Source organism: Actinomycetospora sp. (assembly GCF_036497585.1).
Taxonomy (GTDB): Bacteria; Actinomycetota; Actinomycetes; order Mycobacteriales; family Pseudonocardiaceae; genus Actinomycetospora.
In genome coordinates, this window is the sequence record NZ_DASXJD010000040.1 from 1 (window position 1) to 14,345 (window position 14,345).

Below are 14,345 nucleotides of genomic sequence, written 5' to 3' on the forward strand. Positions count from 1 at the left end.
CGACTGCCGCTACATGAACACCGGCGAGGGCCTGCACCGGTTCGTCGACCCCGTCGACGGCGGCGTCTACCTCTACAGCCAGTTCGAGACCGCGGACGCCAAGCGGATGTTCGCCTGCTTCGACCAGCCCGACCTCAAGGCGACGATCACCCTCACCGCGCTCGCGGCGCCGGACTGGGTGGTCATCTCCAACGGCGTGGAGGACACCACGACGACGCTGGACTCCGGCGCCGTGCACCACGCCTTCGAGACCACGGTGCGCATCTCGACCTACCTCGTCGCCCTCGTCGCCGGGCCCTACGCGAAGTGGACCGACGAGTACGCCGACGAGCACGGCACGATCCCGCTGGGCATCTACTGCCGCGCGAGCCTCGCCGAGCACATGGACGCCGACCGGCTGTTCACCGAGACCAAGCAGGGCTTCGGCTTCTACCACCGCAACTTCGGGGTGCCCTACCCCTTCACCAAGTACGACCAGCTGTTCGTCCCCGAGTTCAACGCCGGCGCGATGGAGAACGTCGGCGCGGTCACCTTCCTCGAGGACTACGTCTTCCGCAGCCGCGTCACCCGCTACCTCTACGAGCGCCGCGCCGAGACCGTCCTGCACGAGATGGCGCACATGTGGTTCGGCGACCTCGTGACCATGCGCTGGTGGGACGACCTGTGGCTCAACGAGTCGTTCGCGACGTGGGCGAGCGTCGTCTGCCAGTCCGAGGCCACCGAGTACCGCAACGCCTGGACGACGTTCGCGAACGTCGAGAAGTCCTGGGCCTACCGCCAGGACCAGCTGCCCTCCACCCACCCGATCGCCGCGGACATCCCCGACCTGCAGGCCGTCGAGGTCAACTTCGACGGCATCACCTACGCCAAGGGCGCATCGGTGCTCAAGCAGCTCGTGGCCTACGTCGGGCAGGAGGAGTTCCTCGCCGGGCTGCGCCTCTACTTCTCCCGGCACGCCTACGGCAACGCGACGTTCGACGACCTGCTCGGCGCCCTCACCGAGGCCTCCGGCCGCGACCTGTCCGGCTGGTCGTCGCAGTGGCTGCGCACGACGGGGCTGAACTCGCTGTCGCCGTCGTTCGCGGTCGGCGAGGACGGGCGCTACCGCGCCTTCGAGGTCACCCAGGGCGGCGCACGTCCCGGCGCGGGCGAGACCCGCACGCACCGCATCGCTGTCGGCGTCTACGACGACGACGGGTCGGGCAAGCTGGTCCGCCGGCACCGGACCGAGCTCGACGTCTCCGGCGAGCGCACCGAGGTGCCGGAGCTGATCGGGGTCGAGGCCGGCGCGCTCGTGCTGGTCAACGACGACGACCTCACCTACTGCACGATGCGCCTCGACGAGCGCTCGCTGACCACGCTGATCGACCGCATCGGCGACATCGCCGAGTCGCTGCCGCGCACCCTGTGCTGGTCGGCGGCGTGGGAGATGACCCGCGAGGCCGAGCTGCGCGCCCGCGACTTCGTCACCCTCGTGCTGAACGGGCTGGCGGCCGAGACCGAGGTCGGCGTCGTGCAGCGGCTGCTGCTGCAGGCCCAGACCGCGCTCGCGTCCTACGCCGACCCGGCGTGGGCCGTCGAGCAGGGGTGGCCCTCGTTCGTCGCGACGCTGCTCGACCTCGCGAGGCGCGCCGAGCCCGGCTCGGACCACCAGCTCGCCCTGGTCAACTCGCTGGCCGGTTCGGTCCTCACCCCGGAGGCGCTCGAGGCGATCATCGGCTGGCGGGAGGGAAGCCGGCCGCTCGAGGGGCTCACCGTCGACACCGACCTGCGCTGGCGGCTGCTGCACGCGCTCGTCGCGCACGGGGCCGTGGGCGCGGTGGAGGTCGAGGCCGAGCTGGCGCGGGACAACACCGCGACCGGGCTGCGGATGGCCGAGCGGGCGCGGGCGCTCGTGCCGACCCCGGAGGCCAAGGCGACGGCCTGGGAGCGCGCGGTCCACGACGACTCGCTGCCGAACGCGATCAACGCCGCGATCATCATGGGCTTCTCGCACCCCGCCCAGGGCGCGCTGCTCGAGCCCTACACCGAGAAGTACTTCGCGGCGGTCGACGAGGTGTGGGGCCGGCGCTCGTCGGAGCAGGCGCAGCCCATGGTGCAGGGGCTCTTCCCCTCGTGGGCGGTGGAGCCGGCGACGGTGGAGGCGGCCGACCGCTGGCTGGCCGACGAGCACCCGGCCGCGCTGCGGCGCCTGGTCACCGAGGGGCGCGCGGGCATCGTCCGGGCGCTGGCGGCGCGGGAGTTCGACCAGGGGGCGTAGTCCCCTGTGAGCGGATTTGGTCGTCCAGACGACCAAATCCGCTCACATGGCACGCTAGTGCCTGCTCCCGGCGTGGTCCCCGAGCACCCGCAGACCCTCGACGATGCCGCCGACCAGGTCGCCCTCGGTGAACCGGGAGACCATCGAGCCGACCGCGATCTTGGCGCCCTGGTCGTCGACCCGCCGCGAGGACTCCTCGCCGGTGACGACCTCGACCACCCGCTCTCCCGGCGACACCGCGACCAGCACCGCGTCGGACGCCGACTCCCCGAGCGCGGCGTGCAGCTCCTCGGCCTGCTCCCGGGAGCGGCCCCCGAGCGCGCCGACGTACACCGTGAACAGCAGCCCGGTCTCGGCCGAGGTCCGCGTGAGGGCCTCGTCGATGCGCGAGAGCTGCGACGGCGAGAACGGGACCTTCTCGTCCTCGGCGTGGACCTCGGCGGCCTCGGAGATCCGGCCGGACGAGGTCGGGATGCGCGAGTGGCCGGAGACCGGCTCCTCCGCGAGGCCCGCGCCGGTCACCGCCGGGGTCTCCCCCGGGCCTCCCTGGGGGTGGTCCACCTTCTCGATGGTCGAGCTCCGCTGCGCTCCGTCTCCCGCCCCTGCGGTCTCACCAGGTGCCACGTGCGCCTCCTCGGGCCGTGCGGGTCGCGGTGGTGCCGACGGCGTCGACGGTCGGCACGGGCAGGTGGGTGCCCTTGGGGTTGCCGATCCACCACAGCGGCTCGTGGGGCCAGTCGTCCCCGACGCGGTAGCGCGCCGCCTTGCGGCCCGACCGCTGCATCGTGGCCGCGAACAGCAGCGCCAGGACCACGAGCGGGATCACGCCGTAGATCAGGATGGTGTCGATCGGTCTCACGTGTGCGAACCGTAGTGGAAACCCGCTGCTACGTCGTGTCGTAGACCCTCACTCGTCGGTCGAACGCCCTCACCACACCGGCGGACGGCGGCCCGCCCACGGCCGCGCGGCCTCCAGTTCGGCGCCCAGCGCGACCAGCAGCGCCTCCTCGCCGCGGCGCCCCCGCAGCGTCACCCCGACCGGCAGCGTCGTGCCGTCCACCACGGGCCAGCCCAGCGGCAGCCCGATCGCGGGCTCCCCGGTCAGGTTCGCGATCGCCGTCCACGGGGTGAACGCGACCTGGCGCGCGAAGTCGGTCTCGGGCCCGTCGGCGGAGAACCAGCCCACCGGGCGCGGCGGCAGCGCCACCGACGGCGTGAGCACCGCGTCGAGGTGGGCCCGCGCCGCCACGACCCGCCGGGTCTCGACCTGCGCGGCGTGCAGCGCCCCGAGCGCCGCCATCGGCCCGACCTCCCGCCCGCGGGCGCGCAGCAGCCGGGTCAGCGGCTGGAGGCGTTCCTCGTCCTCCGGCGCGACCGGGTCGGCGAGCGCGAGCACCGCCCACAACGTCAGGAACGCGGCGATCGCCTCGTCGGAGAGGCGCACGTCGACCGGCTCCACGACGTGCCCGAGCGAGGCCAGCACCGCGGCGGTGTCCTCGGCCGCCGCGGCGCACACCGGGTCGACCACGGCGGGGATCGCCACCGGCCCGAGCAGGCCCGAGAGATCCCCGAACGGCGGGGTGGTGGTGAGCCCGATCCGGCGACGCGGCCCGGGCGCGCCCTGCGCGACCCCGAGGTGGCCCCCCGACGGCGGCGCGACGGGCACGAACGGCTCCCCGGGCCAGGTCCGGTCGCCGCCCAGGGCGTCGAGCAGCGCCGCCGCGTCGGCCACCGTGCGCGCCAGCGGCCCGGCCACGGAGAGCCCGGCCGGGTCACCACCCGCCGGTCCGGCCGGCACCCGGCCGCGGGTCGTCTTGATCCCGACGAGCCCGCACAGCGAGGCGGGGATGCGGATCGAGCCGCCGCCGTCGGAACCCTGCGCGACCGGCACCACGCCGGCCGCGACCGCGGCTGCCGCCCCGCCCGACGAACCCCCGGCCGAGCGCGTCGGGTCCCACGGGGTGACCGCGGGCGGCGCCCCGGCGGGCTCGGTGTAGCAGGGCAGGCCGAATTCCGGCACCGCCGTCTTCCCCAAGCTCACGGTGCCCGCGTCGCGCAGCAGCCCGACGAGGTCGTCGTCCTGCTCGGGCACCCACCCCCGCGTCACGACCGACCCGCGCCCTGTCGGCACACCCGCCGTCGCCGTCAGGTCCTTGATCGCCGTCGGCACCCCGTACAACGGCCCGGCCACCTCGCCCCGCGCGAGCGCGGCGTCCAGCGACCGGGCGGCCTCGCGGGCGCGGTCCGGGGTGAGGACGGCGAAGGCACCGAGGCGCGCGCCGAGGGTCCCGGCCCGGTCCAGGGCGTGGTCGACGACGTCGAGGACGCCGACGTCCCCGCGGCGGATCGCCGCCGCGGTCTCGAGGGCGGACAGCTCGTGCAGGTCGCTCACGGCCGCGATCATGCCGCGCGGCGCGGGCGGCGTCGCCCTGTCCCCGTCGCTCCGCTCGCCCCCGGTGTCTCTCCCCGTCGCTCCGCTCGCCCCCGGTCAGGCCGCGGTCTCCCCCAGGTAGGGCAGCCACTGCGGGTCGGCGTCGACGAGGCCCGCGAGCAGGCGCCAGTGACGGCCGCGCGGGGCGGTCGGCATGGTGCGCAGCGGCCAGCCCAGCTCGGCGAGCAGCTTGTCGGCCTTCTTGTGGTTGCACCGCGCGCAGCACGCGACGCAGTTCTCCCAGGTGTGCGTGCCGCCGCGACTGCGGGGCACCACGTGGTCGATGGTCTCGGCCTTGCCCGCGCAGTAGGCGCAGCGGAAGCGGTCGCGGTGCATCAGGGCGGCCCGGGTGAGTGGGACGCGGGCCCGGTAGGGCACCCGGACGTAGACCCGCAGCCGGATCACGGAGGGGACCTCGACGGAGCCGGCCGCGGAGTGGAGCACCAGGCCCGTCGGGTCGCCGTGGACGACGTCGGCCTTGCCGCAGACCAGCAGGACGATCGCGCGGCGCAGGGGGAGGGCGGTGAGGGGTTCGTACGTGGCGTTGAGGAGCAGGACCCGCCGACGGCCCCAGGCGGGCGCGGGCGGTTCCGGTCGGACGGTGACCGTGACGTCGCCCGCGTCGGGGGCGGGCGGGGTGAGCGGTACGGGGGCGGGAGCGGCGATCGGGATCGCCTCGACCGGACCGGCGGCGGACTCACGGCCGCCGCGCGCTCGGACCCCGCCGACCAGCGGCGTCACGGTCCTGGGTTGTCGTTCGGGCACACGACCACCTCCCACCGAGAGTGGGCACAGTCGACCACATCACGGCCCGTTGTGCACCCGTGATACGACACGGTTCACCTCCTCGTTCCCGAGCGGGCGCCGGAGGTGACCTGCCACCGCGGGCGCGAGGGGTCCCCGTATCGTCGGCGCCGTGCTGACCGCCGCCGGCATGGACGTCACCGCGCAGGTCCCGCCACCCACACCCACCCCGACGCCGACGACCTCGGTGCTCCCGTCGGTCCCGGTGGACGCCCCGGCGTGCGCGCGGGACGGCGGGTCGCTGTGCGCCCGGGTGTTCCAGTACACCCACGCGGGGTGGCTCTCCCGCTCGTCCGACGCGATCGTCGGGCACGCGACGACCGTCGCCCTCATCGTCGTCGTCGCCGTGCTGCTGCGGTACGCGCTGCACCGCGGCATCCGGCGGCTCACCAGCGGGGCGAGCACCGGGCGGGTGCCGCGCATCCTGCGGCCCCTGCGCGATCGCGCCGCGGCGAGCCTGCGCGAGGCCGCCCCGCAGATCGTGGAGCGCCGCAGCCAGCGGGCGCTGACGATCGGGTCGGTGCTGCGCTCGTTCACCACGCTGCTGGTCTACGGCGTGGCGTTCGTGCTGGTCCTCGGCGAGTTCGGCGTGAACCTGGCACCGATCATCGCGTCGGCGGGCGTCGTCGGGGTGGCCATCGGGTTCGGTGCCCAGAACCTCGTCCGGGACTTCCTCTCCGGCATCTTCATGATGCTCGAGGACCAGTACGGGGTCGGCGACGTCGTCGACCTCGGCGAGGCCAGCGGCACCGTCGAGGCCGTCGGGCTGCGGGTGACGACGCTGCGGGACATCGCCGGGACCGTCTGGTACGTCCGCAACGGCGAGGTGCTGCGGGTCGGCAACTCCAGCCAGGGCTACTCGGTCGCGGTGATCGACATCCCGGTCGGGCACTCGGCCGACGTCGACGAGACCTCGGTCCTGGCGCGGCAGGCCGCCGCCGAGGAGTGCACCGAGCCGACCGTCGCCTCCAAGGTGCTCGCCCCACCCGAGATGCTCGGCGTCCAGTCGGTCACCGCCGAGGGGATCCTGCTGCGGCTCACGGTGCGCACCCGGCCCGGCGAGCAGTGGGCGGTGCAGCGCGCCGTGGCCGGTGCGGTCAAGTCGGCCCTCGACGAGGCCGGGGTCCCCGCCCCGACCCCGTTCGGTTCCGCGGCCCCGGCGGCCGGGCGCTGAGGGCACGGTGCGCGGGGATTTGAGACGGTGGTGGGTGTGAGCAGTCCCCAGACCTTCTACGACGCGGTCGGCGGCCACGCGACGTTCGCGCAGATCGTCCACCGGTTCTACGAGCAGGTCGCCGACGACCCGGTCCTGCGCCCGCTCTACCCCGAGGAGGACCTCGGCCCCGCCGAGGAGCGGCTCCGGATGTTCCTCGAGCAGTACTGGGGTGGCCCGCAGACCTACTCCCAGCAGCGCGGGCACCCGCGGCTGCGGATGCGCCACGCGCCGTTCCCCATCGGCCCGCTCGAGCGCGACGCCTGGCTGCGCTGCATGCGCGTGGCCGTCGACGAGGCGCAGCTGGAGCCCGAGCGCCACCGCCAGATCTGGGAGTACATGGAGATGGCCGCCATGAGCATGATGAACAAGAGCTTCTGAGCTGTCGCGCACGACGAGCGCTGTGTCGCCGCTCGTCCCTCGCGGCGCCCCAGCCGTCGTCGCGCGGTGCCGGGGCCGAGCTGATCTGATGCAGTGATGGCGGACAACCCACTGCAGAACGTCACCTTCCCGTCGGGCGGCGGCACCGCGCACGGCTACCTCGCGCTGCCCGAGTCCGGCGCGGGCCCCGGCGTCGTCGTCATCCAGGAGTGGTGGGGCCTGACCTCGCACATCGCCGACGTGACCAACCGGCTGGCGGCCGAGGGCTTCGTCGCGCTCGCCCCCGACCTCTACGGCGGCACCACCACCCACGACGCCGACGAGGCCGGCACGCTGATGGCTGAGCTGCCCGTCGACCGGGCGGCCACCGACCTCGGTGGCGCCGTGGACTACCTGCTCGATCACGAGGCCGTCGTCGGTCGCAAGGTCGGCGCCGTCGGGTTCTGCATGGGCGGCGGGTTCGTGATGGTCCTGGCCGCGCAGCAGGGCGACAAGATCGGCGCGGCGGTGCCGTTCTACGGGGTGCTCGGCGAGGACTACCCCAGCTTCGCGAACCTCTCCGCGCCCATGCTCGGCCACTTCGGCGAGCAGGACACGATGGCGACGCCGGACGCGGTGAAGGCGCTCGCGGACCGCATCGAGACCGAGGCGGGCCGCCGTCCCGACTTCCGGCTCTACCCGGCGGGCCACGCGTTCTTCAACGACGAGGACCACCTGGGCACCTACGACCCGGAGCAGGCCACGATCGCCTGGAACGAGACGCTGAACTTCCTGCGCAGCAACCTCCGCTAGGCGAGCAGGGGCAGCTGGGCCCGGCGGCGGCGCACCACCGCGCCGCCGCGGGTGTCCAGGCGCAGCCACCCGCCGTCGGTCGAGACCCGCACCGCCTCGTCGTCGCCGCATCCCGTCCCGACGAAGCCCATCCCCGACAGCGCGAACACGCACCGCATCGGGACCCGGACCTCGGTCCCCGAGGCGTCGCCGGTCACGGTGAGCACCACCTGGTCGAGCAGCGCCGCGCTCGGCCGCCCGCTCGGGTCACCGGCCCGGGCGGCCGCGACGCCGCGCTCGGCGAGACCCCCGAGCTCCGCGGCGGGCACGTCGCCCACGACCTCCCACCGCCGGTCGGGCCGCAGCGGGGGCAGCGGGCCGCGCCAGCGGTCGTCCACCGGCGTGCCCGGCTCGACCGACGGCCCCCCGGCGACCGCGAGCGCCGCCAGCAGGTCCGACCCGACCACCGTGACGTCGCCCGGCACCAGCCCGCCCGGCGCGCTGCGGGTGACGAGCGCGTCGAACGGCGTCGCCGCGAAGGCCTCGACCGCGTCCGGCTCGCCGGGCACCTCCGACGACGCCGATTCCGACGACGCCGCCCCCGGCCGGGCCCGCAGGCGCACCACCACGCCCCCGTCGAGGCGCACCGCGCGGCCGACGAACTCCGCGAGGTCCTCGCGCTGGGCCCGGTCCGGCACCGTCAGCCGGGCCCGGGCCGGTCGCGTGCCCGACACCGCCGCCCCCGCCCCGTTCGGCCCGGTCACGTGACCACGTAGCGGTCCAGGAAGGACCGCTCCTCCGCGGTGAGCCGCCGCGGCCGCTCGGCGGCCAGGTCGTAGGGCACCAGCTGGGTGTCGGCGGTGACGGCGGGCTTCGCGGCGTCCCAGGCGCCGCCGTCGGAGCCGTTCGCGAGGTCGGGCAGGAGCAGTTCGTAGCCGACCGTGAACGACGCCGCCCGCACGTGCTCGCACCACATCCGGGCCCGCACCCCGCGCGGGTGCCACGGAATGGGCCGGCGGTAGGCGACCTGGACCTTCGCGACGAGCAGCCCCGCCTCGAACGCCGCGACGCCCTCGCGGGCGGCCGCGTCGAAGAGGAGCACCGCCCGCGCGTCCTCGAGCAGGGTGACGACCTTGGCGTGGTTGACGTGCCGGTACGGGTCCTGGTCGGACCAGCGCAGCGGCACGTCCACGTCATAGGTCACGGGCCACTCCCTTCCTCATCGGACCATGCTGCGGATCTGGCGGGCCGCGACCGACACCGTCGCGAGGTCACTGCGCCCGGACCGCGCGATCTCGGCGAGCCCGCTGCGGGCCCGAGTGAGCCGCGAGGCGTTGGCCTGTTCCCAGTGCTCGATCTTCTCGTCGGCGGTCTCGGTGTCGTCGGTGTGGGCCAGGACGTCGAGGGTGACCGCCCGCAGCGAGGAGTACAGCTCGTCGCGCAGCGAGAGCCGGGCCAGCGCGTCCCACCGGTCCTGGCGGGAGAGCCCCGCGACGGCGGTCAGCAGCCCGTGCAGCCCGAGGTGGTCGGACAGCGCGTAGTAGAGCTGCGCCACCGCGACGGTGTCCTCCGGGTCGCCGTCGTGGTCGGCCTCGGCGATCTCGGCGATCTCGGCGACGTCGAGCAGCCCGAAGCTGTAGAGGCCACCGGCCGCTCGGTCCGCGAGCCCGAACGGCGCGCCGAGGTCCACCATGTCCTGCACCCGCTCGGCGAGCCCCTCGGCCTCCAGCCCGCGCAGCATCGTCGGGACCCGGGGGTCGAGCGCTGCGACCGTGGCCGAGAACCGCTGGGTCTCCGCGCCCACGGCCAGCGGCTGCGGGCGGTGGGTGAGCAGCCACCGGGAGGCCCGGTCGAGCAGCCGGCGCGCGGCCAGCGTCAGCTTGTCCGCGACCGCGGTCGGCAGCCCCTCCGCGGTGGCCTTGGCGATGTCGGCGGCCAGGGTGTCCAGCCCGAACACCCGGGTGGCGACCTGGTAGGCGCGCACGGCGTCGGACGGGGTGGCGGCCACCTCGGTCACGAGCCGGTGCACGTAGGACAGCCCGCCGCCGTCGACGACCTCGTTGGCGAGCATCGTCGTGACGATGCCCCGGCGCAGGGGGTGCGCGGCGACGGCGTCGGGGTAGGTGCCGGAGAGCACCGTCGGGAAGTACGACGGGAGCCGGCGGGCGAACACCTCGGCGTCAGGGAGCTCGGTGTGCGCGAGCGACTCGGTGAGGTCGAGCTTCACGTGCGCCATGAGCGTCGCGAGCTCCGGGGACGACAGCCCCTCGCCGGCGACGCGGCGCGCCTCGAACCCCTCGGTGTCGGGCAGCACGTCGAGCTCGCGGTCGAGCTCGCCGCGGTTCTCGAGGTCCCGGACGAGGGCCTCGTGGACGTTGAGCATGTCCGCGGCGTGGGCTCGGGCGACGCCGAGCAGGTCGTTCTGGGCGACGTTGTCGGCCAGCACCAGGGAAGCCACGTCCTCGGTGGTCGCGGCGATCTGCTCGTCGCGGCGCTCCTCGGCCAGCTCGCCGCGCTCCACCAGCGAGTCCAGCAGGATCTTGATGTTGACCTCGTGGTCGGAGCAGTCGACGCCGGCGGAGTTGTCGACGGCGTCGGTGTTCACCCGGCCGCCGCCGCGGGCGTACTCGATGCGCCCGCGCTGGGTGAGCCCGAGGTTGCCGCCCTCCCCGACGACCGCGACCCGCAGCTCGTCCCCGTCCACGCGGACGGCGTCGTTGCCCTTGTCGCCGGCGTCCGCGTGGGTCTCGTCGGAGGCCTTGACGTAGGTGCCGATCCCGCCGTTCCACAGCAGGTCCACCGGCGCCCGCAGGACCGCGCGGATCAACGTGGCCGGGTCGGGTCCCACCGGGTCGGGGTCGATGCCCAGGACCGCGGCGACCTCGTCGGAGACCGGGATCCGCTTGAGCGTGCGCGGGTACACCCCGCCGCCCTTGCTGATCAGCGACTCGTCGTAGTCGGCCCACGAGGAGCGGGGCAGCTCGAAGAGCCGGCGGCGCTCGGCGAACGACGCGGCCGGGTCGGGGTCGGGGTCGAGGAAGACGTGGCGGTGATCGAACGCGGCGACGATGCGCAGGTGCTCGGAGAGCAGCATGCCGTTGCCGAACACATCGCCGGACATGTCCCCGACCCCGACGACGGTGATCTCGTCGGTCGCCACGTCGCGGCCCAGTTCGCGGAAGTGGCGGCGCACCGACTCCCACGCGCCGCGGGCGGTGATGCCCATGGCCTTGTGGTCGTAGCCCACCGACCCGCCCGAGGCGAACGCGTCCCCGAGCCAGAAGCCGTACTCCTTCGCGACCCCGTTGGCGATGTCGGAGAAGGTCGCCGTGCCCTTGTCCGCGGCGACGACGAGGTAGGTGTCGTCGCCGTCGTAGCGCACCATGCGCTCCGGGGTCCGGGACGGCGAGTCCGCGGCGTGGCCCTCGCGGTCGTCGACGAGGTCGAGCAGCCCGGAGACGAACATCCGGTAGCAGGCGACGCCCTCGGCGCGCTGGGCGTCGCGGTCGGCGGCGGCGTCCCCGGTCGGGGCCGGCGGGTGCTTGACGACGAAGCCGCCCTTCGCCCCGACGGGCACGATGACGGCGTTCTTCACCGCCTGCGCCTTCACCAGGCCCAGAATCTCGGTGCGGTAGTCCTGGAGCCGGTCGGACCAGCGCAGACCACCCCGGGCGATCGGGCCGAAGCGCAGGTGGACGCCCTCGACCCGGTGGGAGTGCACGAAGGTCTCGATGGCCGGGTAGGGCTCGGGCATCCCGGGGACCCGCGACGGCTCGATCTTGAGGGCCACGTACTCCCGCGGGGCGCCGTCGGCGTCGCGCAGGAAGAAGCTCGTGCGCAGGGTGGCGCGGACCAGCCCGAGGATCGCCCGGAGGATCCGGTCGGCGTCCAGCCCGGTGACGGCGTCGATGGCCGCCTCCACCTCGGCGTCCAGCTCGGCGACGAGGTCGTCGCGCCCGTTCGGGTACCGCGCCGGGTCGGGGGCGAGGTCGGGGTCGAAGCGGGCCTCGAAGAGGCGCACGAGGCCGACCGCGACCTCGGCGTGCGCACCGACGACGTCGGTGATGTAGCTCTGGCCATAGGGGCTGCCGAGCTGGCGCTGGTAGCGGGCGAGGGCCCGCAGCAGGGCCGTCTGACGCCAGTTCAGCCCGGCCGAGAGCACCAGCTCGTTGAAGCCGTCGGTGCCCACGCGGCCCCGCCACGCCGCGGTGAACGCATCCGCGAACCGGTCGGTGAGGTCGTCGTCGGGGCCGGGTACGACGGCGGCGGCGCCGGCGCCGGCGCCGTGGTCGGGGAGGCGCAGCCCGAAGTCGTTGACCCAGCCGACCTCGCCGTCGCTGCGCCGCACCTCGTAGGGGCGCTCGTCGATGACCTCGATACCCAGCGAACGCAGGACCGGCAGCACCGAGGACAGCGTGATCCGCCGGCCGACGAGGAAGAGCTTGAGGCGGTGGTCCCCCGCGCCGTCGTCCGCCGGGGTGTCCGCGGGCTGGTAGAGCCGGACGGCGACGTCGTCGGGACCCTCCAGGCCGTCGAGGACGAGCAGGTCCGCGAGGCCCTGCTCGGGGGTGAAGTCCTCCTGGTAGGCCTGGCTGAACGGCTCGGCGACGGCGGCGGCGAGCGCGGCGCGCTCGGTCGGGCCCGCGGCCGCGCGGAGCCGGTCGTTCCACGTGAGGGCCGCCTCGGCGAGCTCCGCGGTCAGCGCGGGGACGTCGGGGCGCACCGGCTCGCGCTGCCCGGTGTGGACCGTGACGTGCAGCAGCGCGAGCTGGTCCTCGGTCACCCGGGCCGTGTACTCGATGTCGGCGCCCTCGAGGCGCTCGAGGAGCAGCTGCTGCATCCGCAGCCGGGTGGCCGTGGTGTACCGGTCCCGGGGCAGGTACACCATCGCGGAGAAGTAGCGCCCCCAGCGGTCGCGGCGCAGGAAGAGGCGCACCTTGCGGCGCTCGGCGAGGGCGAGCACGCCGGTGACGGTCTCGAGCAGCGACGCGCGGTCGGTGCAGAGCAGCTCGGCGCGCGGGTAGGTCTGCAGCACCTCGAGCATCCGCTGCCCGGACCAGGACTCGACGGGCAGCTCGGTCTGCCGGATCACCTCGCGGACCCGGCGCGACACCACGGGGATGCGGGTGACGTCGGTGCTGCGGGCCGCGACGGTGAGCACGCCGAGGAAGCGGTGCTCGCCGACGACCTCGCCGTCGGGGCCGAAGTCCCGCACGCCCACGTAGAGCGGGTGCACGGGCTCGTGCACCGTCGAGCGGGCGCTCGCCCGGGTGAGTACCAGCAGCGCGGAGTCGTCGGTCCCGGTCCGGTCCGGGGCCGAGGCCTCGGCGAGCACCTCGGGCGCGAGCGCCTCCCGCTCGGCGAGGTCGGGCCCCGCGGTGAGGGCGCGCGCGGCGGCGCTGTCCCGGCGCAGGATGCCTAGCCCCGGAGGGTCGTCCGCCGCCGTGCCGGCCAGCTCGTCCACGGACTCGTAGCGGTACCCGAGGAAGGTGAGGTTGCCGTCGGCGAACCACCGCAGCAGGGCCACGGTGTCGTCGGTGCGGTGCTCGGGGACCGGGGGCGGCGTCGACTCCAGCGCGTCGGCAAGCGCGCGGGCCTTCGAGAGCATGGTGTCGGCGTCCTCGACGACGTCGCGCACGTCGGCGAGCACCGAGGACAGCCGGTCGTGCAGGTCGGTGGCGAGCTCGCGGACCGACTCCGACCCGGCGTCCGCCTCGAGCTCGAGGTTCATCCACGACTCGACCACGCTCCCGGCCGGTGGGGCCGCCGGGTCGGCGCCCGTGAGGATCTCCAGCAGCGCGCCGTCACCGTCGCGCCGGACGACGACGAGGGGGTGGACCACGCGGTGCACGACGGTGCCGGTCCGCGCGAGCTCGGCCATCACCGAGTCGATGAGGTAGGGCATGTCCTCGGTGACGACGAGGACGAAGACCCGGTCCGGGTCAGGCATCGTGCCGTCCGGTCCCGGTTCCGCGCCGGCCCCGAGCACCGCGGTCACCGGCTGCCCCGGTACGTGGAGGCGGGCGAGGCTCCGGTGGGCCCGCACGATCGACAGGGCCTCGGAGGGGTCGTCGACCCGCTCCTCCGGGGGGACCCGGTTGAAGTAGTGGACCGCGAGCTCGACCAGTTCCGGGTCGTCGGCCTGTGCGGTCGCCGTCCGCCGGAGGGCCTCGGCCGCGGAGTTCGCGCGCGCCTCGGTGCTCGTCATGCGCCCGCCCCCGACGGGAACGGCGACAGCCTCGGAACTCGGCACCTCAGGGACACGGCGGCCACTGTAACGAGGCGAGGAGGGGCCATCGGGTTCCGCCGACCAGGGGAATCCTTCTCATTCGATTCCGGCCCCGGAGACACGTCAGCCCCCGCCCCTGGTGTGGGGTGGGGGCTGGTGTGTGGTGGGGGTGGTTGGGTGTTCCGGCGGTGTCCTACTCTCCCACGACCTGGCGGTCGCAGTACCATCGGCGCTGGAGGGCTTAGCTTCCGGGTTC

At 74.5% G+C, this 14,345-nt stretch carries 11 protein-coding genes and 1 rRNA gene; 4 read left to right on the forward strand and 8 right to left on the reverse strand.

The genetic code is table 11. The annotated features are described in order from the left end of the window. Positions 1-2,260, forward strand: a 2,260-nt coding sequence (gene pepN, locus VGH76_RS03635) for an aminopeptidase N (RefSeq protein WP_331555247.1), incomplete at its 5' end; no start/stop codon positions are given. 54 nt (positions 2,261-2,314) lie between these two features. On the opposite strand, the gene VGH76_RS03640 is transcribed toward pepN, so the two are convergent. From VGH76_RS03640 to VGH76_RS03655, 4 genes are all read right to left on the reverse strand, one after another. Beyond that, positions 2,315-2,821 (reverse strand): DUF5130 family protein, encoded by a 507-nt coding sequence (locus VGH76_RS03640; RefSeq protein ID WP_331555248.1) that lies wholly within the window; start codon positions 2,819-2,821, stop codon positions 2,315-2,317. Between the two features lie 49 nt (positions 2,822-2,870). Beyond that, complete coding sequence (locus VGH76_RS03645) at positions 2,871-3,119, reverse strand: hypothetical protein (RefSeq protein ID WP_331555249.1); 249 nt, start codon at positions 3,117-3,119, stop codon at positions 2,871-2,873. 69 nt (positions 3,120-3,188) lie between these two features. Beyond that, positions 3,189-4,652 carry an amidase gene (locus VGH76_RS03650; RefSeq protein WP_331555250.1) on the reverse strand — a complete coding sequence of 488 codons (1,464 nt, stop codon included), beginning with the start codon at positions 4,650-4,652 and terminating at the stop codon, positions 3,189-3,191. A 96-nt stretch (positions 4,653-4,748) separates the two neighbouring features. Then, the gene (locus VGH76_RS03655) at positions 4,749-5,432 is read right to left on the reverse strand and encodes an HNH endonuclease (RefSeq protein WP_414637662.1); all 684 of its coding nucleotides are present in this window, start codon (positions 5,430-5,432) and stop codon (positions 4,749-4,751) included. 175 nt (positions 5,433-5,607) lie between these two features. On the opposite strand from VGH76_RS03655, the gene VGH76_RS03660 reads away from it, so the two are divergent. From VGH76_RS03660 to VGH76_RS03670, 3 genes are all read left to right on the forward strand, one after another. Further along, entirely contained in the window at positions 5,608-6,669 is a 1,062-nt protein-coding gene (locus tag VGH76_RS03660; RefSeq protein WP_414637663.1) for a mechanosensitive ion channel family protein, read from the forward strand. Positions 6,670-6,705: 36 nt separating this feature from the next. Next, positions 6,706-7,089, forward strand: coding sequence for a globin (locus VGH76_RS03665; protein WP_331555251.1), 384 nt, complete (start codon positions 6,706-6,708; stop codon positions 7,087-7,089). 96 nt (positions 7,090-7,185) lie between these two features. Then, entirely contained in the window at positions 7,186-7,881 is a 696-nt protein-coding gene (locus tag VGH76_RS03670) for a dienelactone hydrolase family protein (RefSeq protein ID WP_331555252.1), read from the forward strand. Here the strand turns inward: VGH76_RS03670 and VGH76_RS03675 are convergent. The 4 genes from VGH76_RS03675 to rrf form a co-directional block, all read right to left on the reverse strand. Then, positions 7,878-8,624, reverse strand: coding sequence for a hypothetical protein (locus VGH76_RS03675; protein WP_331555253.1), 747 nt, complete (start codon positions 8,622-8,624; stop codon positions 7,878-7,880). The two genes, VGH76_RS03670 and VGH76_RS03675, sit on opposite strands and share 4 nt — an antisense overlap. Further along, the gene (locus tag VGH76_RS03680; protein ID WP_331555254.1) at positions 8,621-9,064 is read right to left on the reverse strand and encodes an acyl-CoA thioesterase; all 444 of its coding nucleotides are present in this window, start codon (positions 9,062-9,064) and stop codon (positions 8,621-8,623) included. Before VGH76_RS03680 ends, VGH76_RS03675 begins: the two co-directional genes overlap by 4 nt. 15 nt (positions 9,065-9,079) lie before the next feature. Beyond that, positions 9,080-14,068, reverse strand: coding sequence for an NAD-glutamate dehydrogenase (locus VGH76_RS03685; protein WP_331555255.1), 4,989 nt, complete (start codon positions 14,066-14,068; stop codon positions 9,080-9,082). Between the two features lie 201 nt (positions 14,069-14,269). Further along, positions 14,270-14,345 (reverse strand): 5S ribosomal RNA (gene rrf / locus VGH76_RS28135); the annotation flags it as partial.

Coding starts and splice junctions, on each gene's coding strand:
- VGH76_RS03670 (WP_331555252.1), top strand. CDS start 7,186: ATGGCGGACAACCCACTGCAGAACGTCACCTTCCCGTCGGGCGGCGGC.
- VGH76_RS03685 (WP_331555255.1), bottom strand. CDS start 14,068: ATGACGAGCACCGAGGCGCGCGCGAACTCCGCGGCCGAGGCCCTCCGG.